We start from the raw sequence: 22,325 nt of genomic DNA, 5'->3' as shown, positions 1-22,325 counted from the left end.
CCAGACATTGCTCAAGGTGTTGATGAAGCGTTGGAGATACGTGGAAAAGATCAGAATTTAGATGAAATCGGTGCTGGAGATCAAGGGTTAATGTTTGGTTTTGCAGTTGATGAAACACCTGAATTGATGCCTTTACCTATTTCATTGAGTCATCATTTGGTGAAACGATTGGCTGATTTGCGTAAGTCTGAAGAAGTGGCTTATTTAGGTCCAGATGCTAAATCGCAAGTAACGGTTGAGTACGATGAAGAAGGAAAACCATTACGTGTGGATACAGTTGTTATTAGCACTCAACATACTGAAGAGGTTGATAATGCTACCATTCAAAAGGATGTCATGGAAAAAGTAATCAATCATGTCATTCCTGCCAGTTTACTGGATAAAAAAACACGTTACTTCATTAATCCAACAGGTCGCTTTGTAATCGGCGGGCCTCAAGGAGATGCTGGATTAACTGGCCGTAAAATCATTGTTGATACGTATGGCGGTTATTCTCGTCATGGTGGTGGTGCATTTTCTGGTAAAGATGCAACAAAGGTTGATCGTTCAGCTTCTTACGCAGCACGTTATATCGCGAAAAATATAGTTGCAGCTGGTTTAGCTGAAAAAGTAGAAGTTCAATTGGCTTATGCGATTGGTGTCGCGCAACCTGTTTCTATTTCAGTCAATACTTTTGACACAGCTTCAGTTTCTGAAGAGAAACTGATTGAAGCGATTCGTGAGAACTTTGATTTGCGTCCTGCGGGCATTATTGAAATGTTAGATTTGCAGCGTCCGATCTATAGTCAAACAGCTGCTTACGGGCATTTTGGCCGAACAGATATAGAGCTTCCTTGGGAGCAAACAGATAAAGTTGATGCATTAAAGAAAAGCTTAAACATAAAATAAAATCGTACAGACGTAGAAAATAAATCTATGGAGTAAAGAGGCGGTTTCTGTTGATCATCTTGATCAGTAGGACCGTCTTTTTTCTGTTAATAGGAGGGGAAAATGGAAAGAAAAACGAATAAAAAATTAGTAACTACTGGAATTTTTATAGCTACTTTTATGACTGCAATTGAAGGAACGATTGTTACTACTGCAATGCCAACGATTGTCGGTTTGCTTCATGGCATGGAGATTATGAACTGGGTATTTTCAATTTATTTATTAACCAATGCGATGATGACACCGATTTATGGTAAGCTTGCGGATAAAATAGGTCGTAAGCCTATTTTTATTGCAGGGATTATTATTTTTGTTTTAGGATCGGCTTTATGCGGATTTTCGAATAGCATGATGACCTTAATTATTTCCCGAGCAATTCAGGGAATTGGTGCTGGAGCGATTATGCCAGTAGCCTTAACCATCATTGCGGATATGTATGAGTTTGAGCAGCGAACAAAAATTTTGGGTTTAAATAATGCTGCATGGGGAATTTCTAGTGTACTGGGACCTTTAGCGGGAGGATTTATTGTTGATACAATTGGCTGGCATTGGATTTTCTTTATTAATGTGCCAATAGGGATTGGTCTGATTTTCTTGATGCAATACTTTTTAGTGGAAGAGAAAAGGGAAAAGAGCACCAAAGAAATGGACTTTTTCGGCAGTATTTCGTTGATGTTGACGTTGGTAAGCTTATTGCTTGGGTTTCAGTTTTTAGGTGATAAGGGCATAAGTTCACAGGTAATAATTCTGTTTTTACTAACACTAGTTTTTGGAGGGACGTTCGTTTTTGCAGAGAAACGTGCAGAGGACCCCGTGATTGATTTGAGTTTGTTTAGGAATACGGCTTTTATGCTAGTGAATGGTGTAGCTTTCTTAATTAGTGGGTTTTTGATGGGTTTGGATGTCTACATTCCGATGTGGATGCAAGGTGTTTTGGGTAAATCTGCTGCAATTGGTGGATTGGTCATGGCCCCGTTATCAATCATTTGGATGGTGGGTTCCTTTTTATCTGGTCGCTTGTTGGTTCGTATGGCTGCAAAACGAGTATTGGCTATCGGTTTGATGGTCATCATGCTAGGGGCAGCAACCTTGCTGATTTTACCGATTCATAGTCCGTTTTGGTTATTCTTCATTATTTCGGGTGTGTTGGGCTTGGGTTATGGTTTGTCGTTAACTACAACAACCGTTGAGGCACAAAATAGCGTTCCGCAAAATGAGGTTGGAGTGGCTACTTCATTCAATACCTTGTCGCGAACGATTGGACAAACAGTCATGGTTTCAATTTTTGGAATTATTATGAATATTCAAATCGCTCACAGACTACCGACCGTTGGTGTGATCGGTGATCCTGATATTATGAATAAGTTGATTAATCCTCATACGGCAATGCAAATTGAACCCATGCTGCGTGAGAAATTAAGAGGAGTTTTGTTTAATGGTTTGCATCTCGTTTATCTGGCAGGGTTGATTTTGATCATTTTAGCGTTTGTTTTTACATTATCGGTTGGCAAAAAGCGAGAAAGTGATACACTATAAAAAAGGATTTTAGCCCTGTTCGATGAAAGAGCGAGCTGAACAAGGAGGAAAAGGAATGGCTTTCTTGCAAGTAAATGTTTATTCCAACGTATTGGAAATGGAAGTATCAATGAATGTACTGTTGCCGCAAACTACCCATAAAAAAATCGGAACCGTAACGCAGGGAGTAACTGAAGATGTACCGGTTTTGTACTTGCTTCATGGGATGGGCGGCAATCATAGTGTTTGGGAACGCCGAACCTCCATTGAACGTTATGCATCTATTTATCAATTGGCGGTGGTTATGCCATCGACTGATTTAGGTTTTTATACGGATACAACTTATGATATGAATTATTGGACTTTTTTATCTGAGGAGTTGCCAAAGATCGTACATGAGCTGTTTCCTCAGATCACTTATAAACGGGAAAAGACTTATGCTGCTGGTTTATCTATGGGTGGCTATGGTGCATTAAAGTTAGGTCTGCGTAAACCAGAAATGTTCGCAGCAGTGGCTTCTTTATCTGGAGCATTGATTTTGAATAACGTTGATGCTCTATTAACAACCCGCAAAGCTGCTTACTGGGAAGGAATTTTTGGTCCGTTAGATCAAATCAAGGGTTCAGCTAATGATCCAATGACTATGGTTGAAGAGTTGGCAGCAAGCAAAGATGAAGCACCTCACTTCTTTTTAGCTTGTGGTACAGAGGATTTCTTATATCCTGCTAGTCAGTTTATGGCGGCAAAGTTAGCGGAAAAGGATTGGGCTGTTACCTTTGAAGATGGTCCAGGAGAACATAATTGGATATTTTGGGATCATTGGATTCAACGAGTATTAGAATGGATGCTAAAAGGCAACTAGGAATTTCCTAGCTGCTTTTTTTTTTCTACACAAACCAAAATAGGGGGATTATTTTTTTGATTGATGAATTGATAGGTAAGAACGCTATAGTTTTCTTGCGGCAAGTTTGTGCAATAATCGAGTACGGCATTCTTTTCCTGATTCCCTCCATCATGGCCGTAGTAAATGACTAAAATCATTCGACCACCAGAAGATAGACGTTTCAAAATGGCTTTCATCGCTTGCTTAGTTGTATCAGGTAAAGTGATAATTTTCTTGTCACTGCTAGGTAAATAACCGAGATTGAAAATGGCTGCTTGAATTGGCTGACTTTCAGCGATTGTGGTTTCAATGGTTTCGTGTCCAGCTAAGAAAAGCGAAGAACGGGTAATCAATGCACCTAACTTTTCTTCGGTTTTAGTTAAGGCTTGCTCTTGAATATCAAAAGCATAAACCTGTCCATCGTTTCCTACTAATTCAGCCAAAAAAAGTGTATCATTGCCGTTTCCCATGGTGGCATCAATGACGTGATCACCAGGTTTAATAATTTCTTTGAGTAGGGTATGACTATAGCGTAAGGCTGTTTGCAGCATGGCTATTCTCCTGTCTAGCATTGAACTTTCCTTGATAAGAATTTCGCCAAAGCATTTCTTGATCGATAGCATTTAGAACTTCCCATTTTTTGAGACTCCACATAGGTCCCACTAAGGAATCCCAGGGTGCATCCCCTGTTAAGCGATGGATGATAATCTCCTCAGGTATCATTTCCAACTGATCACAGATAACAGAAACGTAATCTTCTCGAGTCATCAGTTGCAGCTTGCCTTCAGCATAATCGCGCAACATACGAGTGTTACGCATCAGATGCAACAGGTGAAGTTTAATTCCTTGAATATCGGAATCTAAAATGGTCCGCTTTACATTTTCTCGCATCATTTCCAGCGACTCTCCCGGCAATCCATTAATTAAGTGAGTGCATACATTGATGTTATGCTTGCGTAATCGAGCAACTGCATCGGTATAAGTAGAATAATCATGGGCACGATTGATTGCATTGCTAGTTTCCTCAAAAGTTGTTTGCAGGCCCAGTTCGACCCATAAATACATTCGTTGGTTCAACTCAGCTAAATATTCCACTACCTCGTTTGGCAAACAATCAGGACGGGTCCCTACTGAAAGACCCACGACACCAGGTAAATTAACGACCTGCTCAAAACGTTCGCGAATGACTTCGACAGGGGCATGTGTATTAGTAAAATTTTGAAAATAGACAATGTATTGATTGACGCTTGGCCATTTCAAATGCATCATATCAATTTCTTTTTGAAACTGTAGTGGCAAAGGGTCACTGGGAGCAACAATCATGTCACCAGATCCAGAGACACTGCAAAAGGTGCAACCACCATGAGCAGCAGTACCATCACGGTTTGGGCAATCAAATCCGCCATCTACTGGAACCTTAAAAATTTTTCCACCGAATTCTTGACGCAGGGCATAATTCCAAGAGTGATAACGTTTGGTGGGATCATCCGTATAGGTAAACACAATTATTTCCTCCCAATGGTTTTTAAATCGTAAACTAATTTTTGTTGGCGGTAATAAGGATAGGTGAACAGCAGCCAGCTAATTCCTAGTAAAAAACCACCTAATACGTCGGTTGGGAAATGAACACCCAAATAAATCCGACTTACTCCGATACCAAGGATCAATAAACCCAATAAAATTTGCAGAGCATACTGCCAAAATTTATTTTTGATAAATAGTCCTGTTGTAAAAATTAGTGTTCCGTACAAAATCATACTAGTTACTGAATGACCACTTGGAAAGCTGTAGCTATGTTCAGTGACCATATGAGGTAGAATGGTCGGGCGTGCACGTTGAAAGAATAACTTTAACAGCTGATTAACGACACCACTGATAATTACTAAGTTAGCACCTAACCAAATTGCTGTGATCCTTTCTTGGCTAAACCAGAATAATCCTAAAAATACAGCGGCCAAGATAACAATAGTCAAAGGGTTGGCAAATTTTGTTACCCATAGAAAAAATGTATCCATGGCAGGTGCCAGACTGTGAACACCTTGGATAATAGTCTTATCAAAGCCCTTCAAGGTTGTTGGATAAAAACGCACAATGTAGCAAAGTGCAGCAAACAGCAGCAACGTGAAGCTGCCAGCTAAATGATAATAAGGTTTATTTTTCATGATAATTCCTTTCTATACTAAACGCCATTTATTATACCATGAGCCTAAAGAGGCTTTAGCGATTTTTCTGATTCTTAAAAAGGAATTAAATTGAATTTATCAAGGGAATCTGCTAAGATGAAACTACTTGAATACTGATGCGTTGACAAGGAGTAGTAGAAGTTTTGGCATTTCAGAGAGTACGCGGTTGCTGTGAGTGTACATGCAAGGCCTTTGAACTTACCTTTGAGCATGATCAATAGGATCCGGTAAAGTGACCGTTATCTCTTTGAGGTTTGGCGTAAGCCAGATAAACATAGGTGGTACCACGTTTTCAACGTCCTATAGAAGATTGGCTTCTATAGGACTTTTTTTAATACAAATTAGGAGGAAGAGCAGTGAGTTACAATCATAAAGAGATTGAAAAGAAATGGCAGAAATACTGGGCTAAGCACAATGTCTTTAATACCCATGATGATCCAGAGAGTCCCAATTTCTATGCATTAGACATGTTTCCCTATCCATCAGGACAAGGCTTGCATGTAGGCCATCCTGAAGGCTATACGGCAACGGATATTATTTCACGCATGAAACGAGCACAAGGCTTTAATGTGCTTCATCCAATGGGGTGGGATGCCTTTGGTTTGCCAGCAGAACAATATGCATTAGATACCGGCAATGATCCGGCTGAATTTACTAAGAAAAATATTGAAACTTTCAAGCGTCAGATTAACTCATTAGGCTTTAGTTATGACTGGAACCGCGAACTTAATACGACTGATCCAGAATATTATAAATGGACACAATGGATTTTTGAGCAAATGTATGAAAAGGGCTTGGCTTATGAGGCGGAAGTTCCCGTGAACTGGGTACCTGAATTGGGAACAGTTATTTCTAATGAAGAAGTAATTGATGGTAAAAGTGAACGTGGCGGATACGATGTTGTTCGTAAGCCAATGCGTCAATGGATGCTTAAGATCACGGCTTATGCTGATCGTCTATTAGATGATTTAGAATTGGTTGACTGGCCAGAAAACATTAAAGAAATGCAGCGCAATTGGATTGGACGCTCAATTGGCGCCAATGTGACCTTTAAAGTTGCGAATTCAGAAGAAGAATTCACCGTTTTCACAACTCGTCCTGATACTTTATTTGGAGCTACTTATGCAGTGTTAGCACCAGAGTTGGATTTAGTTGGAAAAATTACAACACCTGAGCATCAAGAAGCAGTAGAAGCTTATAAAGTCGAAGCAGCGAAAAAATCGGAGCTGAATCGAACGGATTTGGCTAAAGAAAAAACAGGTGTCTTTACCGGAGCTTATGCTATCAATCCAGTTAATGGCAAGGAAATTCCGATTTGGATTGCAGACTATGTATTAGCTTCTTATGGTACTGGTGCGATCATGGCGGTTCCTGCTCATGATGAACGTGACTATGAATTTGCTAGAACATTTGGCTTAGAGATTGTTCCTGTTTTAGCAGGTGGTGACATTGAACAAGAAGCCTACACTGGCGATGGGGAACATATCAATTCTGATTTCCTTAATGGGTTGGATAAACAGGAAGCAATTGACAAAATGGTTGCTTGGCTGGAAGAACATAACTGCGGTAAAAAAGAGGTCAGCTATCGTTTGCGGGATTGGTTGTTCTCCCGTCAGCGCTACTGGGGTGAACCAATTCCTGTAATTCATTGGGAGGATGGCACTACAGGATTAGTTCCTGATTATGAGCTGCCATTGATCCTGCCTAAAACGGAGAATATTCAACCAAGCGGAACTGGTGAATCGCCGCTGGCTAATATCGAGGAATGGGTCAATGTTGTTGATCCTGAGACAGGAATGAAGGGTCGCCGAGAAACCAATACGATGCCGCAATGGGCGGGCAGCTCTTGGTATTTCTTGCGTTTTATTGACCCTCATAACAAAGAAACCTTAGCGGATTTTGAAAAGCTGGAACGTTGGATGCCAGTTGATCTTTATATTGGCGGGGCTGAGCACGCAGTATTGCATTTGTTATATGCTCGTTTCTGGCACAAATTCTTGTACGATATCGGTGTGGTTCCAACAGAAGAACCATTCCAAAAACTGTACAATCAAGGAATGATTTTGGGACAAAGTTTCCGTGATGAACGTGGGGCATTAGTTCCGACCAATCTGGTTGAAAAAGGTGACGGTGGCTGGTTCAACGTGGAAACTGGTGAAGAGCTGGAAGAAGCTCCAGCGAAAATGAGTAAATCATTGAAAAACGTCGTCAACCCAGATGATGTCATTCAAAAATATGGTGCCGATACGTTGCGTACCTATGAAATGTTCATGGGACCATTAGATGCGGCCATTCCATGGAGCGAAAATGGATTAGAAGGCAGCCGCAAATTCTTGGATCGAGTATGGCGCTTGATTGTTGACGATCAAGGGAAGATGCGAGATCACATTACTAAGATTAATGACGGAAAATTGACGAAAGTCTACAATCAAACCGTTAAAAAAGTGACGGAAGATATCGAGAATCTGCATTTCAATACGGCTATTTCTCAATTGATGGTCTTTGTTAACGAAGCTTATAAAGTAGATGCCTTAACCTACGAATACGTAGAAGGTTTTGTTCAGTTGTTGGCACCAATTGCACCGCACATTAGTGAAGAACTATGGCAAATTCTAGGACATGAAGAAGGAATTTCTTATGTTCCTTGGCCAATTCATGATGAAGAAGCTTTGGTGGAAAATGAAATTGAAGTAATCCTTCAGGTGAACGGTAAAGTCCGCAGTAAGCTGACCGTAGCGGTTGATCTGGAGAAAGAAGAACTAGAAAAACTAGCTATGGCTGACGAAAACATTTTGCGCAATATTGAAGGCAAATCTGTTCGTAAAGTGATCGTGGTACCAAATAAATTAGTCAACATTGTGGCTAATTAAACAAAAAAATGAAGCTGTCTCAATGCGAGACAGCTTCATTTTTTATTTAGGATGATACATCGTTACATAGGCATCCACAGCCTTTAGAGCTGCGGCCACATCATCAGCCGAGACTTTCATCGGCATAGTGTGAATTGTTTCCTCTTCAATTGTGGCCTGTTCGCCAATCTTAATCAAATCCTCGTAAGGAGCATCAGCCAAATACATGTCCTCCAAGGTTGTTGGCAAATCGAGTGTCTGATATAAATCAATATATTTATCTAATTCTTCCTGTGGGGCATTTTCTAGCATCAATTGAGTCAAGGTTCCATAAGCCACTTTTTCGCCATGAGACAACTCGTGAATTTTGCCATCTAAAACAGTAAAGCCGTTATGGATGGCATGGGCTGCGGCTAAACCAGCACTTTCAAAACCTAATCCGCTTAATAATGTATTGGCTTCTACAATTTGTTCAAAGGCATCAGTAACAACGTTGGCCCGGTTTGCTTCCATCGCTTTGAACGCATTTTCAAAAATGATTTCCTCGCATTTTTCAGCAATTGCCATCGCTGCTGCAGTTTGAGCACCGCCAGCCATCGTTTCACTATGGCTTTGGGCAACTGCACGAGCCTCGACTAAGGTAGCTAAAGCATCCGCAATACCAGCTGCCAATAATTCGGCTGGAGCATTAGCGACAACTTCGGTATCAATCAAAACTAAATCCGGATTTTTTTCATAAAAACGATAGCCTTCAAATTTCCCTTCATCAGAATAAATGACTGAAAGTGATGAGGTAGGCGCATCGGTTGAAGCAACGGTTGGCAGTACTGCGATTGGCAAATTGAAATTATCAGCCACTGCCTTGCCAGTATCAATAGCCTTCCCACCGCCTAATGCGACGATGACAGCAATATCTTCTTCTTCAGCTTTTTTTCCAATTCGTTCAATTTCGTCTTCTGAAGCTTCACCGCCAAAAATTTCTTTGATTGGTTTCATGTCTTCGTTTTTCATTGTTTCAAATAACTCTTCACCAACAATTTCCCAGACATCTTTATCAGTAATAATTAATACATTCGATCCCAAGGCTTTGATGTACTTCATACCATTTTTCAGCATCCCTTTGCCTTGGACATAGCGGGACGGACTTGCAAAAATTTTTTCCATCGTTCTTCCCTCCATTTAAATGAATACATTTAGTTTGTCATAGAAATTAACAGACATCCAAAAAAATGCTTTCACCCCAATTTGAAATCCGCCATTGAAATTTTCTAGAAAATATAAGTTGTGCTTGAATTAAATGTTAGAGTTGACTTATCTGCGAAATTAGGCTAACCTAAAACTATAGAAAATGAGAATTATTATCAATTCATTCGAGGTGGGTAAAAATGATTATCTGTGAAAATATTAACGTCAGCTACAACAATCAAGGAACAGCTCTGGAGGATATTAATCTTTCGCTGGAGGGACCAACCATTACTGGGGTTATCGGACCCAATGGTGCTGGGAAGTCAACGTTACTGAAGGCCATTTTAAATATAGTTCCTCATAGTGGGAATGCCGTGATAGATGGAGAAGCTGCAACGAAACGACTAAGTTCTATCGCTTATGTGGAACAAAAAAGCGCGCTTGATTTTACTTTTCCTATTACAGTTAAGGAGTGCGTTTCTTTAGGAACTTTTCCAGCAGTAGGTTTATTTAAGCGACTTGGTGCTAAACAGTGGCAAGATGTTCAAGCAGCTTTAACAGAGGTAGGTATGGAAAAATATGCGGATCGCCAAATCAGCGAGTTGTCAGGGGGACAATTTCAACGGGTGCTAGTTGCACGTTGCTTAGTTCAACAGGCGGATTATATTTTTCTTGATGAGCCCTTTGTAGGGATTGACTCCGTCAGCGAAGGCATTATCATGCAAACATTGCAACAGCTAAAGAAACAAGGCAAAACAATTCTGATTGTCCACCATGATTTGGGTAAAGTTGAAACTTACTTTGATCAGGTCATTTTGCTGAATAAGGAATTGATTGCAGTGGGAAAAACAAAGGAAACGTTTCGTAAAGCCAATTTGATTCGAGCATATGGCGATACGATTTTTATCGGAGAGGAAGTTCGCCATGCTAGCTAATTTTATTGAAGGATTGCAGGAGTTTCATTTTCTGCAAAATGCCTTAATCACCGCTTTAGTTATTGGCGTTGTTTCCGGGGTGGTAGGCTGCTTTATTATCTTACGAGGGATGTCTTTAATGGGGGATGCTATTTCTCATGCGGTTCTGCCGGGAGTGGCGATTTCCTACATATTAGGAATTAATTTCTTTATAGGGGCCATTACTTTTGGAATTTTAGCTTCAGTTATCATCACTTTCATCAAAAGCAATAGTGTAGTGAAGGGAGATACAGCAATTGGGATTACCTTCAGTTCATTTTTAGCATTAGGAGTAATCTTAATCGGAGTTGCCAACAGTTCGACAGACTTATTCCATATCCTATTTGGGAATATTTTAGCGGTACAAGACATTGATAAATGGATCACGATTGGTGTAGCAGTCATTGTGTTGACCGTAATTATTTTATTCTTTAAGGAGCTGCTAATTACTTCCTTTGACCCACTAATGGCCAAAGCATTAGGAATGAAGGTAAATTTTTACCATTATTTACTGATGATCCTGCTGACTTTGGTAGCAGTAACAGCAATGCAAAGTGTTGGAACTATTTTGATCGTAGCTATGCTGATTACACCAGCAGCAACCGCTTATTTGTATTCAAATAGCTTGAAGACCATGATGCTGATTTCTGCTTGTCTGGGGGCTCTGTCTTCTTTGCTGGGGCTGTTTATCGGTTATACATTCAATATTGCTGTCGGATCCTGCATCGTCTTAACAGCAACCAGCTTCTTTATCATCAGTTTCTTTGTGTCACCAAAACAAAATTTTTTACGAAAGAAGGTAGCAAGTGAATGAAAAAAATTTTAAAGAGTAGTCTATTCGCCATTCTAGGCCTAGTGATATTTGCCGCATGTTCCTCCGAATCTGCTTCCACTAAAGAAGAGGATAATGGAAAATTGAAAGTGGTCGTAACCAATTCGATCTTAGCTGATATGGCTAAAACAATTGGACAGGATCGAATTGATTTGCATAGTATTGTGCCGGTGGGGAAGGATCCTCATGAATATGAGCCTTTGCCAGAGGATGTGCAAAAGACCAGTAAAGCCGATGTCATTTTCTACAATGGCATTAATCTGGAAACCGGTGGGAATGCCTGGTTTACCAAACTGGTGGACAATGCCAATAAGAAAAAGGATCAGGACTACTTCGCAGTTAGTGATGGTGTTGAAGTCATTTATTTAGAAGGACAAAGCGAAAAAGGAAAAGAAGACCCACATGCCTGGCTAAATCTGGAAAATGGCATTATCTACGCCAAGAATATTGAGAAGCAGCTTTCAGCCAAGGATCCTGACAATCAAGAATTCTATCAAGCGAATCTTAACAAATATGTAGATAAATTAAGCACATTGGATCAAGAGGCTAAGGAAAAATTCGCCGCAATTCCTGAAGACAAGAAAATGATCGTTACTAGTGAAGGCTGTTTCAAATACTTCTCCAAGGCTTACAATATTCCAAGTGCATATATTTGGGAGATCAATACAGAAGAAGAGGGAACCCCTGATCAAATTAAGGAACTCGTTCAAAATTTACGTGCTAGCAATGTTCCGTCTTTATTTGTTGAAAGCAGTGTAAATGAGAAACCAATGAAGACTGTTTCCAAGGATACGAATATCCCAATTTATGCCAAGATTTTCACTGACTCCGTTGCTGAAAAGGGTGAAGATGGCGACAGCTATTACGCCATGATGAAATGGAATCTGGATAAGATCTCGGAAGGTTTATCCCAATAAAAAAGGAAAGTACTCTGTCTTGTAAGATGGAGTATTTTTTTCTTGTTTGAAGGCACTGACAGCGTAATACCAGTTGAAAAAGAGGACCTAAAATGGGCACATTTTAGGTCCTCTTCTGGTGTCAGGTTATTTGTTTAAGTAATTCTCTACAATGACATAATCGCCTTCGTAAAACTCGTCTTTTCCGTTTAAGGTCATATAGTTGTCAGTTCCTTTACCAGCTAAGATAACGGCATCATTAGGGCCAGCAGCTTCTATAGCTTGTAAAATTGCTCGTTTACGATCTTCAATATAAGAAACAGAAACTTGCTCGTTTTGAATCGCCTCTTGGATTTCATCGGCAATTTTTTTCGGATCTTCAAAGTTAGAATCGTCCATAGTAAGAATGGCTGCATCGGCAAATTCGCCAATCGCTTGTCCCAGTCCTTCACGGCGGGATTCGGCTTTGTTACCGGTAGAACCAGTGACGACGGTAATTTTACCTTTAGGATGGTTATCCTTGGCAAAGGATAGGATCGTCTTCATGCTCAAATAATTGTGAGCATAATCTACATAAATGTGGGCGCCATTTTCTTTAATTAAAAGATTCATCCGACCAGGAACTAGTGCTTCTGCTAGTCCTTTTTTAGCATTGGCAAGATCTGCACCTACCAATCGGCTGGCAATTAAAGCGGCCGAAGCATTTTCTTTGTTAAAATCTCCCGCTAAACGTATAGTGTATTCACCATTAAGACCTAAATCATCTGCTTCAGCTTGCAAAACGAAAGATAAGGGATGCTCCAATGGTTCAACATGGTAATCAGCTCCCATATCGCCATAGGTAATAACAGGGATATTTCGTTGTTGAGCCATTTCCAGCAGCAAATCACTATGGTCTGTCTCGTTTTGCAAAACAACTTTTTTTGAATTAGCAATCAGCTGACGTTTGCAGTAGAAATAATCCTCAAAGGTAGGATGCTCTATCGGTCCGATATGATCTGGTGAAATATTTAAGAAAATACCTACATCAAACGTCAACCCATAGACTCGAGCCACTTTGTAAGCTTGTGAAGAAACCTCCATTACAAGATGAGTCATACCATTTCCCACTGCTTGATGCATCATCTTGTACAGCTCTAAAGATTCTGGCGTTGTCAATTGTGACTTGAAGAAAGTAATGCCATCTAAGGTAGTACTTAATGTAGAGAATAAAGCTGTTTTTTGCCCATTCGAACGGTCCAGAATTTTTTTGGCGAAATAGGCTGTGGTTGTTTTGCCTTTGGTTCCAGTAATACCAATGATTTTCAGTTTTTCCTGGGGATGATCATAAAAGGCCATACTTAAAACAGCCAAGGCTTTTCGAATGTCATGAACGATGATAGCTAACTCCGCATCTACCTCGTAAGCTTGTTCAGCAATATAAACGGACAATCCTTGTTCTAATGCTTGCTCCAAGTAATCCTGCTTGAAATTATTTCCTTTACAGAAGAATAAAGTGTTCTCATCCACTTGACGGGAATCGTAGGACAATTGCTGAAAGTTTTTTTCAAAGGGAGCCGTCAAGCACCATTTAGCTGGTGTAATAAACTCTCGTAATAGGTTTTCTTTTTCTAAAATTGTTTGGATCTGCGTCAATGTTAAAGTCATGCAGCAACCTCCGTTACATTTTGTCTAAGTTATTATAGCACAGCGATTATTATGCAGTGTAAAAAAGGTCAAAGTTCATGAAGGCTTTATGAGAAAATCAGCAAACTTCAGCTTTTGCTAGTTGACCGCATATTTTCTTATTATTATAATCAATTTATGGCAAAAATGGATACTTGGTGTTTTTGGATTGTTAGTATCAATTTTAAAATAAAGAAATACAGCTAAATTCAATTTCTGAATATCAAATTTAATTTTTGGGAATCTTGTCATTATTAGTCAGGAAGGCTTCATTTTAGAAGAAAGAATGGTTGGCATGGGCCAGCTGAAAAAAGAAAGCAGGTTATTATGGACAATCGCAAAGCGGCCTATCGACCCGTTTATAACCCGAAAGAGAAGGTGATTCAACAGGCTTCTTGGTTAACAAGCGGCACTTTTTATTCCTGCTTATTAGGAGCGGTATTGATTATTCCTTGGTACGCATGGATGAAGGGGCAAGGAAATATTGCGAATAGCTACTTCGATATGAGTTATACTTGGTTTGGTATTTTTGGATTGGTGGCTACAGGTGGACTTCCCAGTCTTTTGGCCCAACAGGTGGAAAAATACAATGCCATGAGTGAATATCGAACCAGTCAGCGGTTATTCATTCGCTGCCTGCAGATTAGCTTAGCTTCAGGTGTGCTGGCAGCAGGAGCAATGTTTTTCTTGGCTCCATTTTTAGCCGGCGTCTCAAGAGGCGGAGAAGACTTAACAGCAATTTATCGTTCTATGAGTCTCGCCTTGGTGTTTTTCCCAGTGATGCGCGTATTACAGGGCTATTTTCAAGGCATGCAGGACATGTTTTCCATTGGTTTATCACAGCTAGTTTATCGCGGACTGCATGCATTGTTTATTCTTCTGAGCAGTTTTTTCTTGTTACAGGTAGTTCAAAGTAATTTTCGTACTGCCGTCATCCAAAGTGTATTTGCTGCTTCAGTGGGCGCTGTAGGAGCTTTGGTAGTCTTACTGCTTTGTTGGCAAAAGGATCAGGAACGCTGGAAAATTCAGGGAATGCGCAGTTTGGATAAAATGGAAAACTCCATTCAGATGATTCTTTGGGAAGCCTTTTTAGAGGTTTTGCCTTATGTTCTTTTAGGGGGAGGTCTCCTTGGTTATAAACTAGTGGATCAATTGACGTTTATTCCAATGATGGCTGCTCATACTAATTACAGCAATGAACAGTTGCTAAACCTTTATGGACTGTTTCGAGCAAATCCAGATCGGATTGCAGTTCTGCCTGTTGCAGCAGCCGGAACCTTGCTCTTTCGTTACTTACCTTCATTATTGGAGCGAATTGCTAAGCGGCAGAAACGTGAAATTGTTCGGTTCATCAGTATTCATTTGCAGCGTTTTGTTTATCTTATTTTACCGGCAGTGCTTTGGTTGATGATCAATGTACGGCCCGTTTATACTCTATTTTATGGTGCCAATCTCTTAGGAAGCCGAGTAATGAACTTAGTCTTGTTGAGCAGTTTCGTTGCAGCCTTTGGACTGTTTACTGCTTTGTTGCTGCAAAGTCTGGAACTAGCGAAACCTGCTTTGTATTATTGGATTGCGGGATTAGTTTTGAAAGGAATCCTACAAGCACCGCTAATTGAATTACTGGAGGCTTATGGTCCTCATATTGCAACAATCTTAGGGCTGACTCTTACCTGTGGGTTGTCTTTTAGAAAAATCAAAAAAGCAACAAAAAGCAATTATCAGCTGGCCTTTCGTCGGATCCTGCTAATTGTGTTATTGGTATTGGTTTGTGGGGTGATTACAATCGGTGTCAAACAGCTTAGCTACCATTGGTTATCCCCAGACAGCCGTTTACAGGCATTGTTGATTTGTTTAATTACAGGCCTGCTCAATACCGGTTTATATCTATATCTTACCCTTAAAATTCGTCTAGGTGATAGATTGTTGGGCGCAAGAGCGAAACGTTGGCGTAAAAAAATGAGAATTAAATAGAAGAAAACCCGAGCAATCACACTCGGGTTTTATTTATGTTATGAAGATTTGTGGGTAACCAGAATTGGCTTGCTGTTTCGGCGATTGCGCCATTTGTCAAATTCAGTAATGATTAGAATCAACATACCAGCAAGAAGTGAAACACCCCATTCAACTAAACTCATAGGAGCTGTGTGGAAGGCTTGCTGCATGAAAGGCACATAGGTCAAGATTAGCTGCAGTCCGATCATAATTGCAATGATAACGAAAGCCTTCTTATTGGTAAAGAATTCCTTTGACAGGGCATACTGAGAAGTACGGATATTAAATAGATAGAAAATTTTGCTGATAACAATAATATTTACCATCATAGTACTTGCAGTAGTATGATCAATTCCACGATCTAAAATCCAATCGTAAGCCATCAGGGCGGTTAACGCCATCAGAATCGAAACGTAGGCCATCTGAAAAATATCATGACGGCTCATAAGGCGGCTGCCGGTTTTCTGAGGTGGTCGATCCATGATGCCTTCTTCAGCTGGTTCAAAGATGAACGCAAACTGAATTGTAATTGCCGAAACCATATTGATCCATAGCAGCTGAGTCGCCTGTAAAGGCATATCAATCTGCATCAAGATGGTAAATGCAATGATTAGACCTTCAGCAAAGGAAGTCGGCAGCAGGAAAAGAATACTCTTCTTAATATTGTCGTATATTCGGCGACCTTCACGAATGGCAACTGACATGGTAGCAAAGTTATCATTAGCCAAAATCATATCAGCGGAATCTTTAGCAACGTCGGTTCCTTTAATCCCCATTGCAACACCAATATCGGCTCGTTTCAAGGCTGGTGCATCATTCACTCCGTCACCAGTCATAGCAGTAACTTTGTGATTGGCCTGGAGAGCTTCGATGATCTCTAATTTATTTTTCGGTGTCGTCCGAGCAAATACTTGGTGGCTAATTGCAGCCGCTTCTTTTTCAGCTTGCGATAAACGATCCCATTCTGGACCAGTAATTGCTTTAATTTCAGGAGCTAAGCCTAGCTGTTCACCAATGGTTTTGGCAGTTACTGGGTGATCGCCGGTGATCATTTTAACTTCGACACCGGCTTGACGCATGTCCTTCAAGGAACCAATAACTTCTTCTCGCGGTGGATCAATGATGCCGGCTAAACCTAAGAAGTGAATCCCTTCAGCTAAAAGCTCGTGAGTAACCTCTTCAGTTGTTGACGAGACCGATTTATACCCTACTGCAACAACCCGCTTGCCTTCTTCAGAAAGTGCCAGCACCTGTTCGCTCCAAAAATCATGATCAAAGGCTGCTTCTTGAGTTTGAGCCATCGGAAACAGCTTATCCGGAGAGCCTTTAATATAAACTAAGCGCTGACCGTTTGGCTGCTGCACCAGCTTCGCCATGTAGCGATATTCTGAGTCAAAGGGCAGCATATCAATTTCGGAAACAGCTGGTGGGGCCTTTTTCAACTTTTGATATAAGGTTAAAAAAGAGCCATCTGTTGGTTCGCCATTGATTTGCCAGCGATTGTCTTCCTCAAAGAGCAAAGTATCGTTCGCTTCATAACCTGCTTCTAAAAAGCGTTGCACTTTTTCATCAGGAGCCACGATTTGACCATTTTCCAGTAGTTTTCCCTCTGGTTTATACCCGAAACCACTGACTGTATAGTGATGTTCATCAATCAATACATCGTTGACAGTCATTTCATTTTTGGTCAAAGTCCCCGTTTTATCAGTAGCAATCACATCCACCGAACCCAATGTTTCAACAGCAGGCAACGTTTTAACAATCGTGTGTTTGTTTTTAGCCATGTCGCTGACACCCATTGCTAATATGACTGAGGTGGTTGCCGGCAGCCCTTCTGGAATGGAGCCAACAATCATGGTAACAACTGCCAGCGAAAGAACAGAAAGGGAATAGGTGTCAAAGAATAGTCCGAATAAAAACAGCATAACCGCTGCTCCAATAACTACATAAGACACACCTTTACCCAAGCCATCGATTTGCTGCATTAATGGAGACTTGCGCTGTTTCACTTGACTGACTTCAGTAGAAATTTTCCCAATTTCAGTATCGGCTGCTGTAGCGATAACCACTCCCAAGCCGCTTCCGTTTGTAATGGAAGTAGAAGCAAAGGCCTTGTTGATTTGTTCAGCCAAAGGAACTTCTTCCTGTGGCAAATCAGCAGCAGTCTTTTCGATAGAATCGGCTTCTCCAGTCAAGCTGGCTTCTTGAATCCGCAGGTTGTCAGCATCGACAATTCGCAGGTCGGCAGGTACACTGTCTCCGGCTTCCAAAAAGACTACGTCGCCAGCAACTAAATCTTCGGTAGGGATATCCATTCGGGTACCATCGCGATAGACTGTAGCTTCGGTGGCCAGCATTTGTTTGATTTTTTCCAGGGCGTCTGAAGCATTTGCTTCCTGGTAGTAACCGATAAAAGCATTAATGATAACTACCAGACCGATAATGATGGCATCAGAAGAATGACCCATCAGTAAAGTTAAGAGCATCGCGACGATTAAAATGTAAATGATCATGTTATGAAATTGACGTAAAAACAGTTTCCATTTCGGGGTTTTCTTGGTTTCCAGCTTGTTAGGGCCAAATTGAGCTAAACGCGCTTGTGCTTCCTGTTGGCTCAGACCTTGTTCAAAATCTTTTTGTGGATAGCTTTCCTGCAATTGTTGCAGTTTCTGGTGATAATCTTCCTTCATGTGTAAAAAACACTCCTTATTTTAAATTAGAATACGCGAAAAAAGCACCTTGTCTTATGACAACGTACGTAAATAAGCCTATTCTTTTTGAAAATAAGGAACTTCGTAATAGTAAGACGTCTGCTGGGCGTCTGGGTCCATTTTTTTATCACCTCCGATATAGTTAATTTATCAAATAAAGTTGAATTAGTCAAAAAACTGAAAATAATTTAACTTATTTTGAATAAATGCGAGGTATTGAAAAGCAAAAGAAATGTTTCAAACTTTTACAGAAAGATTGCAATGTTTCAAGAGGATAAGTAAAAAATTATACATTTGCGTGAAGAAACCTTGAAGATAAGCCGTTTTTGGTCGATAAGAGAGAAAGGCAACTATTTCAAAAAAGTGCAGGTACTGCGTTTTGTTACATTTTTACACAGGATTGTAACCAAATGTCATAGGATTTTCACCCATGAAATACGAAAGGGTGGTAAAGTTACTCTCGTAGTCAAGAAGACGTAGAAACCTATATGGAGGAACTTAACATAATGAAATTAGGAAAAACATTCTTATTTGGATCTTTATTAGCAGCAGGAACTGGTATGGCTTTTGGTGGGCAAGATGCGCACGCAGCAGAAAAATATACTGTTGAATCTGGCGATACTTTATCAAAAATTTCACACAAGTTTGCTGGCGACAACAGCTTAGTTGATGCAATTGCTAAAGCGAACAAAATTTCAAACGTGAACATGATTTTTGCTGGTCAAGAATTGACAATCGACAAAGAAGGTAAAGCAGAAGCAACTCCTGCACCTGCAGCTGCTGAAGCAGTTAAAGAAGCTCCAGCACAAGAAACAGCACCTGCTGAACAAGCAGCGGCTCCAGTTCAAGAGGAAGCAGCACCTGTGGAACAAGCAGCAGCTCCAGTTCAAGAAACAGCACCAGTCGAACAAGCAGCAGCTCCTGTAACTGAAACAGTACCTGCAACAACTTCTTCAGCAAAAGAATGGATTGCCCAAAAAGAATCTGGTGGTTCTTACTCAGCATCAAATGGCCAATACATTGGACGTTACCAATTAAGCTCATCTTACTTAAATGGTGATTACTCAGCAGAAAACCAAGAACGCGTAGCTGATCAATATGTAACTTCACGCTATGGTTCATGGGAAGGCGCTCAGTCTTTCTGGTTAGCAAACGGCTGGTACTAAGATAAAACATTCGAGACTCCTTTTTGAGGGAGTCTTTTTTTGTTTGCATTTTTAACTGTCAGCTTGGTTGTCTTACTGATTTGTAAGCTAAAAAATCACCTTGTAAGTATTTCTTGGTGGTGTTCCTTGGTAGGATTATTTTTAGTAATCAGAAATATAACCAGGAGGCAACGAATGGATACATTGGATAGAACACTTTTCCATCTGATTAATAATTGGGGCAGCCGATCAAGTTACTTGGATGCGGTAGGCATTTTTTTCGCTGAAATGTCTCCGTATCTCTTGGCTGCTTTTTTGATCTTTTCATGGATAAGGAACAGAAATTATCCGGAGAAGCGGGAGACATTGCTAATTGCTGCGCTGAGTTTTGTAGTGTCAGAGGGTTTGGCTAAATTGATGGGGAAGTTTTATTATCATGTTCAACCTTTTGTTACTTTAGAAGCCAATCAATTGATTGCAAAGGATGTAAACAATAGTTTCCCAAGTGACCATACAGTTCTTATGGTTAGTTTCTTGTTCGTACTGTTTCTTGCTGGGTGTTCAAAAAGCAAATGGTTATATCTTTTTTGGGCATTCTTAGCAAGCATAGCAAGAATTTTTGTTGGGGTACATTACCCATCAGATGTATTGGTGGCGGCTTTAACAGCAATTGCGGTAGGCAGTGTGTGCTATTATTCGCTTAGAAGAGTAAGGTGGTTACGGCAGTTTGTTGACTGGCTTAGTAATATGGAGAAAAAGTTGGTTCATAGACGAACATAAACAGGGGCTGATTATGCCCCTGCTTGTTTTTCCGCAAAGTAATGGTCAATATGTTCTTTGATAGCAGCCGTGTCCTTTGTTACAAAGAGATCCCCTGGAAGCAGCAATGTCTTTTCTTCTGAATAGGAGACAAGTAGCTTGAATGGTTCGGGAACAATATACAAATCGGGTTCTTCTTCAATTGTACTAGGATCAAAATGTACATCGTAATGCGGGGACAGCTCCTTTTTCAAAGCATTAATTAACCGAATTTGACTAAAATGACCATAAGCAGTGATGAAGTGGTAATTGATACCTTGACTAACATAAACAACAAAACAAATCGTTTTCATGCGATTCCGCTCCTTAGCAGAAGGCTCGTAAATCCCTTCCGGATTGGTTTGGAAAATGAAATCAAGGACCGAACGTTTTTGTTTTTCAGTAGCATTTTCGATTCCCAATAGGTGATCGACACTTACCTCAAACAAGCGACTCATTTGAACTAGCAGCTCCAAATCGGGGTAGCTTTTATCCAACTCCCATTTAGAAATGGTTTGACGAGAAATATTCAGATAGTCGGCTAACTCCTGTTGTGTCAAATGTTTCTTTTGTCGTTCTTCCTTGATGCTTTTTCCTAACTCTATCTTCACTTTACAGCTTCCTCTCCAAATAACTAGTGTTTTGAATGAACCAATCCGTTGCTGCAGCAAAAAGTTGATGCAACGCGGCGTTGCATCAAGATGCTACCACAATCCAGGCAAGGCGCTCACTGTAATTTTCTTTTTCGTAAAAGGCTGAATGAGATGCAATTCATACGCATGCAGCATCAAACGGCTATTTGAATCTTTACTATACAATGGGTCACCAACAAGGGGGTGCCCCAGACTGGCTAAATGGACTCTAATTTGATGCGTACGACCAGTATCTAATCGACAATAGATTGCTGTATTTTTGCCAAGCGGCTGGGCAATAGATACATGGGTAATAGCCGATTTGCCAGTTTTTAGATCAATTCGACGTTTCCGACGATCATGGCGATCACGACCAATTTTTTTATTAATCGTCAGGTCTTTCGTCAGTTGTCCATGAACAATGGCTTGATAACGACGATAAATCTCTTTTTTTTCCAGCATCCGACCTAGAATAGGCAAAATAAACTGATTTTTAGCAAAAAGAATAGCTCCGCTGGTCTCCTTGTCCAAGCGATGAACAACGTGAGGCTGATTATCCGGTGATAAGTAAGCAGCCAGATGATTGAGCAAAGTATCCGTTTCGTCAGGCTGATTAGGATGAGTTTTCATTCCGGCGGGTTTATTGACAATAATCAGATGTTCATCTTCATAAAGAACGGTAATTAATTTTTTATTGCCTAATTGAATGGCGCGTTTGGGATAGTCATTATCTTCTATTACTAAAGTAATCTCATCATTTCCCCGAACCTGTTCTTGAAAATGGCAGAATTTTCCATTCACTAGGATTCCCTTACGCGTACGGATGAAATGCCTTACTTTTCTTGGAACCAGCCAGTCTTCTTCTAAGAGCTCTTTGACTGTCTTAGTAGGTGAATTCGCTGGTAAAGTGATAGTAAATTTCATTGGTTTCACTCCTCGCCCTTAATTGTAACAATCTTTGAGATGAAAGCAAAAATAAATTAGGTAAAAAGGTATTTTGTTTAAATGGTTCTTTCCCCTGTGTTTTCTGCAAATTAACAGATATTTAAGAAAAAAATCAGCTTTTCCTTGAGTTCTCATGCTAGAATAATGCCAATGTGTATCCGTCTGTAGACGTACGCGTAAAGCTTAAAATTGTGTTACACTAGGTCTGATT

18 protein-coding genes and 1 other annotated feature (1 of these 19 cut by a window edge) are annotated in these 22,325 nt (G+C 40.3%); of the genes, 10 read left to right on the top strand and 8 right to left on the bottom strand.

Going from position 1 to position 22,325, the window contains the following annotated elements:
* The 3 genes from metK to IGI46_RS01325 form a co-directional block, all read left to right on the top strand.
* Positions 1–888, top strand: partial view of a methionine adenosyltransferase gene (gene metK / locus IGI46_RS01335; RefSeq protein ID WP_429964555.1) — the 3' portion only. The gene continues 303 nt to the left of window position 1, outside the view; only the last 888 of its 1,191 coding nucleotides appear in the window; its start codon lies off the left edge, out of view; the stop codon is at positions 886–888.
* 102 nt (positions 889–990) lie between these two features.
* On the top strand, positions 991–2,463 hold the full coding sequence (locus IGI46_RS01330) for an MDR family MFS transporter (protein ID WP_429964554.1): 1,473 nt from the start codon (positions 991–993) through the stop codon (positions 2,461–2,463).
* A gap of 55 nt (positions 2,464–2,518) precedes the next feature.
* Entirely contained in the window at positions 2,519–3,304 is a 786-nt protein-coding gene (locus IGI46_RS01325; protein ID WP_429964553.1) for an alpha/beta hydrolase, read from the top strand.
* Here IGI46_RS01325 and IGI46_RS01320 read toward each other — a convergent pair.
* Genes IGI46_RS01320 through IGI46_RS01310 form a run of 3 tightly spaced genes read right to left on the bottom strand, consistent with a single transcriptional unit; the run spans position 3,301 to position 5,487 of the window.
* Positions 3,301–3,876 (bottom strand): class I SAM-dependent methyltransferase, encoded by a 576-nt coding sequence (locus IGI46_RS01320; RefSeq protein WP_429972686.1) that lies wholly within the window; start codon positions 3,874–3,876, stop codon positions 3,301–3,303. The two genes, IGI46_RS01325 and IGI46_RS01320, sit on opposite strands and share 4 nt — an antisense overlap.
* On the bottom strand, positions 3,851–4,831 hold the full coding sequence (locus tag IGI46_RS01315) for a TIGR01212 family radical SAM protein (RefSeq protein WP_429964993.1): 981 nt from the start codon (positions 4,829–4,831) through the stop codon (positions 3,851–3,853). Before IGI46_RS01315 ends, IGI46_RS01320 begins: the two co-directional genes overlap by 26 nt.
* Positions 4,831–5,487, bottom strand: coding sequence for a phosphatase PAP2 family protein (locus IGI46_RS01310; protein ID WP_429972685.1), 657 nt, complete (start codon positions 5,485–5,487; stop codon positions 4,831–4,833). The genes IGI46_RS01315 and IGI46_RS01310 overlap by 1 nt, the downstream gene beginning before the upstream one ends.
* A 133-nt stretch (positions 5,488–5,620) precedes the next feature.
* Positions 5,621–5,814 (top strand) — a binding site (T-box leader).
* Between the two features lie 50 nt (positions 5,815–5,864).
* Here IGI46_RS01310 and leuS point away from each other — a divergent pair.
* Positions 5,865–8,378 carry a leucine--tRNA ligase gene (gene leuS / locus IGI46_RS01305; RefSeq protein ID WP_429964550.1) on the top strand — a complete coding sequence of 838 codons (2,514 nt, stop codon included), beginning with the start codon at positions 5,865–5,867 and terminating at the stop codon, positions 8,376–8,378.
* Between the two features lie 42 nt (positions 8,379–8,420).
* On the opposite strand, the gene IGI46_RS01300 is transcribed toward leuS, so the two are convergent.
* Entirely contained in the window at positions 8,421–9,521 is a 1,101-nt protein-coding gene (locus IGI46_RS01300) for a glycerol dehydrogenase (RefSeq protein ID WP_429964549.1), read from the bottom strand.
* 221 nt (positions 9,522–9,742) lie between these two features.
* Between IGI46_RS01300 and IGI46_RS01295 the strand changes: the two genes are divergently transcribed.
* Genes IGI46_RS01295 through IGI46_RS01285 form a run of 3 tightly spaced genes read left to right on the top strand, consistent with a single transcriptional unit; the run spans position 9,743 to position 12,244 of the window.
* Complete coding sequence (locus tag IGI46_RS01295) at positions 9,743–10,477, top strand: metal ABC transporter ATP-binding protein (RefSeq protein WP_207703058.1); 735 nt, start codon at positions 9,743–9,745, stop codon at positions 10,475–10,477.
* Complete coding sequence (locus IGI46_RS01290; protein ID WP_429964548.1) at positions 10,467–11,309, top strand: metal ABC transporter permease subunit; 843 nt, start codon at positions 10,467–10,469, stop codon at positions 11,307–11,309. Before IGI46_RS01295 ends, IGI46_RS01290 begins: the two co-directional genes overlap by 11 nt.
* Complete coding sequence (locus IGI46_RS01285; protein WP_429964547.1) at positions 11,306–12,244, top strand: metal ABC transporter substrate-binding lipoprotein; 939 nt, start codon at positions 11,306–11,308, stop codon at positions 12,242–12,244. The genes IGI46_RS01290 and IGI46_RS01285 overlap by 4 nt, the downstream gene beginning before the upstream one ends.
* A 126-nt stretch (positions 12,245–12,370) precedes the next feature.
* Here the strand turns inward: IGI46_RS01285 and IGI46_RS01280 are convergent, their stop codons facing one another.
* A complete protein-coding gene (locus tag IGI46_RS01280; RefSeq protein WP_429964546.1) occupies positions 12,371–13,870 on the bottom strand; it encodes a UDP-N-acetylmuramoyl-L-alanyl-D-glutamate--L-lysine ligase in 1,500 nt (499 codons plus the stop codon).
* 345 nt (positions 13,871–14,215) lie between these two features.
* Between IGI46_RS01280 and IGI46_RS01275 the strand changes: the two genes are divergently transcribed.
* On the top strand, positions 14,216–15,862 hold the full coding sequence (locus tag IGI46_RS01275) for a polysaccharide biosynthesis C-terminal domain-containing protein (RefSeq protein ID WP_429964545.1): 1,647 nt from the start codon (positions 14,216–14,218) through the stop codon (positions 15,860–15,862).
* Between the two features lie 38 nt (positions 15,863–15,900).
* Here the strand turns inward: IGI46_RS01275 and IGI46_RS01270 are convergent, their stop codons facing one another.
* Positions 15,901–18,573: an HAD-IC family P-type ATPase gene (locus tag IGI46_RS01270; RefSeq protein WP_429964544.1), complete on the bottom strand. Its 2,673-nt coding sequence runs from the start codon at positions 18,571–18,573 to the stop codon at positions 15,901–15,903.
* Between the two features lie 527 nt (positions 18,574–19,100).
* On the opposite strand from IGI46_RS01270, the gene IGI46_RS01265 reads away from it, so the two are divergent.
* Both IGI46_RS01265 and IGI46_RS01260 read left to right on the top strand, forming a co-directional pair.
* The gene (locus tag IGI46_RS01265) at positions 19,101–19,760 is read left to right on the top strand and encodes a LysM peptidoglycan-binding domain-containing protein (protein WP_429964543.1); all 660 of its coding nucleotides are present in this window, start codon (positions 19,101–19,103) and stop codon (positions 19,758–19,760) included.
* A 174-nt stretch (positions 19,761–19,934) separates the two neighbouring features.
* Positions 19,935–20,519, top strand: coding sequence for an undecaprenyl-diphosphatase (locus IGI46_RS01260; protein WP_429964542.1), 585 nt, complete (start codon positions 19,935–19,937; stop codon positions 20,517–20,519).
* 11 nt (positions 20,520–20,530) lie between these two features.
* Here the strand turns inward: IGI46_RS01260 and IGI46_RS01255 are convergent, their stop codons facing one another.
* Both IGI46_RS01255 and IGI46_RS01250 read right to left on the bottom strand, forming a co-directional pair.
* The gene (locus IGI46_RS01255) at positions 20,531–21,148 is read right to left on the bottom strand and encodes a helix-turn-helix transcriptional regulator (RefSeq protein WP_429964541.1); all 618 of its coding nucleotides are present in this window, start codon (positions 21,146–21,148) and stop codon (positions 20,531–20,533) included.
* A gap of 93 nt (positions 21,149–21,241) precedes the next feature.
* A complete protein-coding gene (locus IGI46_RS01250; protein WP_429964540.1) occupies positions 21,242–22,093 on the bottom strand; it encodes an RluA family pseudouridine synthase in 852 nt (283 codons plus the stop codon).
* Positions 22,094–22,325: the final 232 nt, after the last annotated feature.

The sequence above is a fragment of the Enterococcus sp. AZ163 genome (assembly GCF_050498925.1).
In the GTDB taxonomy this organism is placed as follows: domain Bacteria; phylum Bacillota; class Bacilli; order Lactobacillales; family Enterococcaceae; genus Enterococcus_A; species Enterococcus_A ferrettii.
This window is presented reverse-complemented; position numbering and strand designations above follow the sequence as displayed.

What these genes read in the sequence shown, in the direction of transcription:
- IGI46_RS01275 (WP_429964545.1), top strand. Translation starts at nt 14,216, where the DNA reads ATGGACAATCGCAAAGCGGCCTATCGACCCGTTTATAACCCGAAAGAG.
- IGI46_RS01280 (WP_429964546.1), bottom strand. Translation starts at nt 13,870, where the DNA reads ATGACTTTAACATTGACGCAGATCCAAACAATTTTAGAAAAAGAAAAC.
- IGI46_RS01325 (WP_429964553.1), top strand. Translation starts at nt 2,519, where the DNA reads ATGGCTTTCTTGCAAGTAAATGTTTATTCCAACGTATTGGAAATGGAA.
- IGI46_RS01290 (WP_429964548.1), top strand. Translation starts at nt 10,467, where the DNA reads ATGCTAGCTAATTTTATTGAAGGATTGCAGGAGTTTCATTTTCTGCAA.
- IGI46_RS01270 (WP_429964544.1), bottom strand. Translation starts at nt 18,573, where the DNA reads ATGAAGGAAGATTATCACCAGAAACTGCAACAATTGCAGGAAAGCTAT.
- IGI46_RS01295 (WP_207703058.1), top strand. Translation starts at nt 9,743, where the DNA reads ATGATTATCTGTGAAAATATTAACGTCAGCTACAACAATCAAGGAACA.
- IGI46_RS01330 (WP_429964554.1), top strand. Translation starts at nt 991, where the DNA reads ATGGAAAGAAAAACGAATAAAAAATTAGTAACTACTGGAATTTTTATA.
- IGI46_RS01250 (WP_429964540.1), bottom strand. Translation starts at nt 22,093, where the DNA reads ATGAAATTTACTATCACTTTACCAGCGAATTCACCTACTAAGACAGTC.
- IGI46_RS01285 (WP_429964547.1), top strand. Translation starts at nt 11,306, where the DNA reads ATGAAAAAAATTTTAAAGAGTAGTCTATTCGCCATTCTAGGCCTAGTG.
- IGI46_RS01265 (WP_429964543.1), top strand. Translation starts at nt 19,101, where the DNA reads ATGAAATTAGGAAAAACATTCTTATTTGGATCTTTATTAGCAGCAGGA.
- IGI46_RS01310 (WP_429972685.1), bottom strand. Translation starts at nt 5,487, where the DNA reads ATGAAAAATAAACCTTATTATCATTTAGCTGGCAGCTTCACGTTGCTG.
- IGI46_RS01260 (WP_429964542.1), top strand. Translation starts at nt 19,935, where the DNA reads ATGGATACATTGGATAGAACACTTTTCCATCTGATTAATAATTGGGGC.
- IGI46_RS01300 (WP_429964549.1), bottom strand. Translation starts at nt 9,521, where the DNA reads ATGGAAAAAATTTTTGCAAGTCCGTCCCGCTATGTCCAAGGCAAAGGG.
- IGI46_RS01320 (WP_429972686.1), bottom strand. Translation starts at nt 3,876, where the DNA reads ATGCTGCAAACAGCCTTACGCTATAGTCATACCCTACTCAAAGAAATT.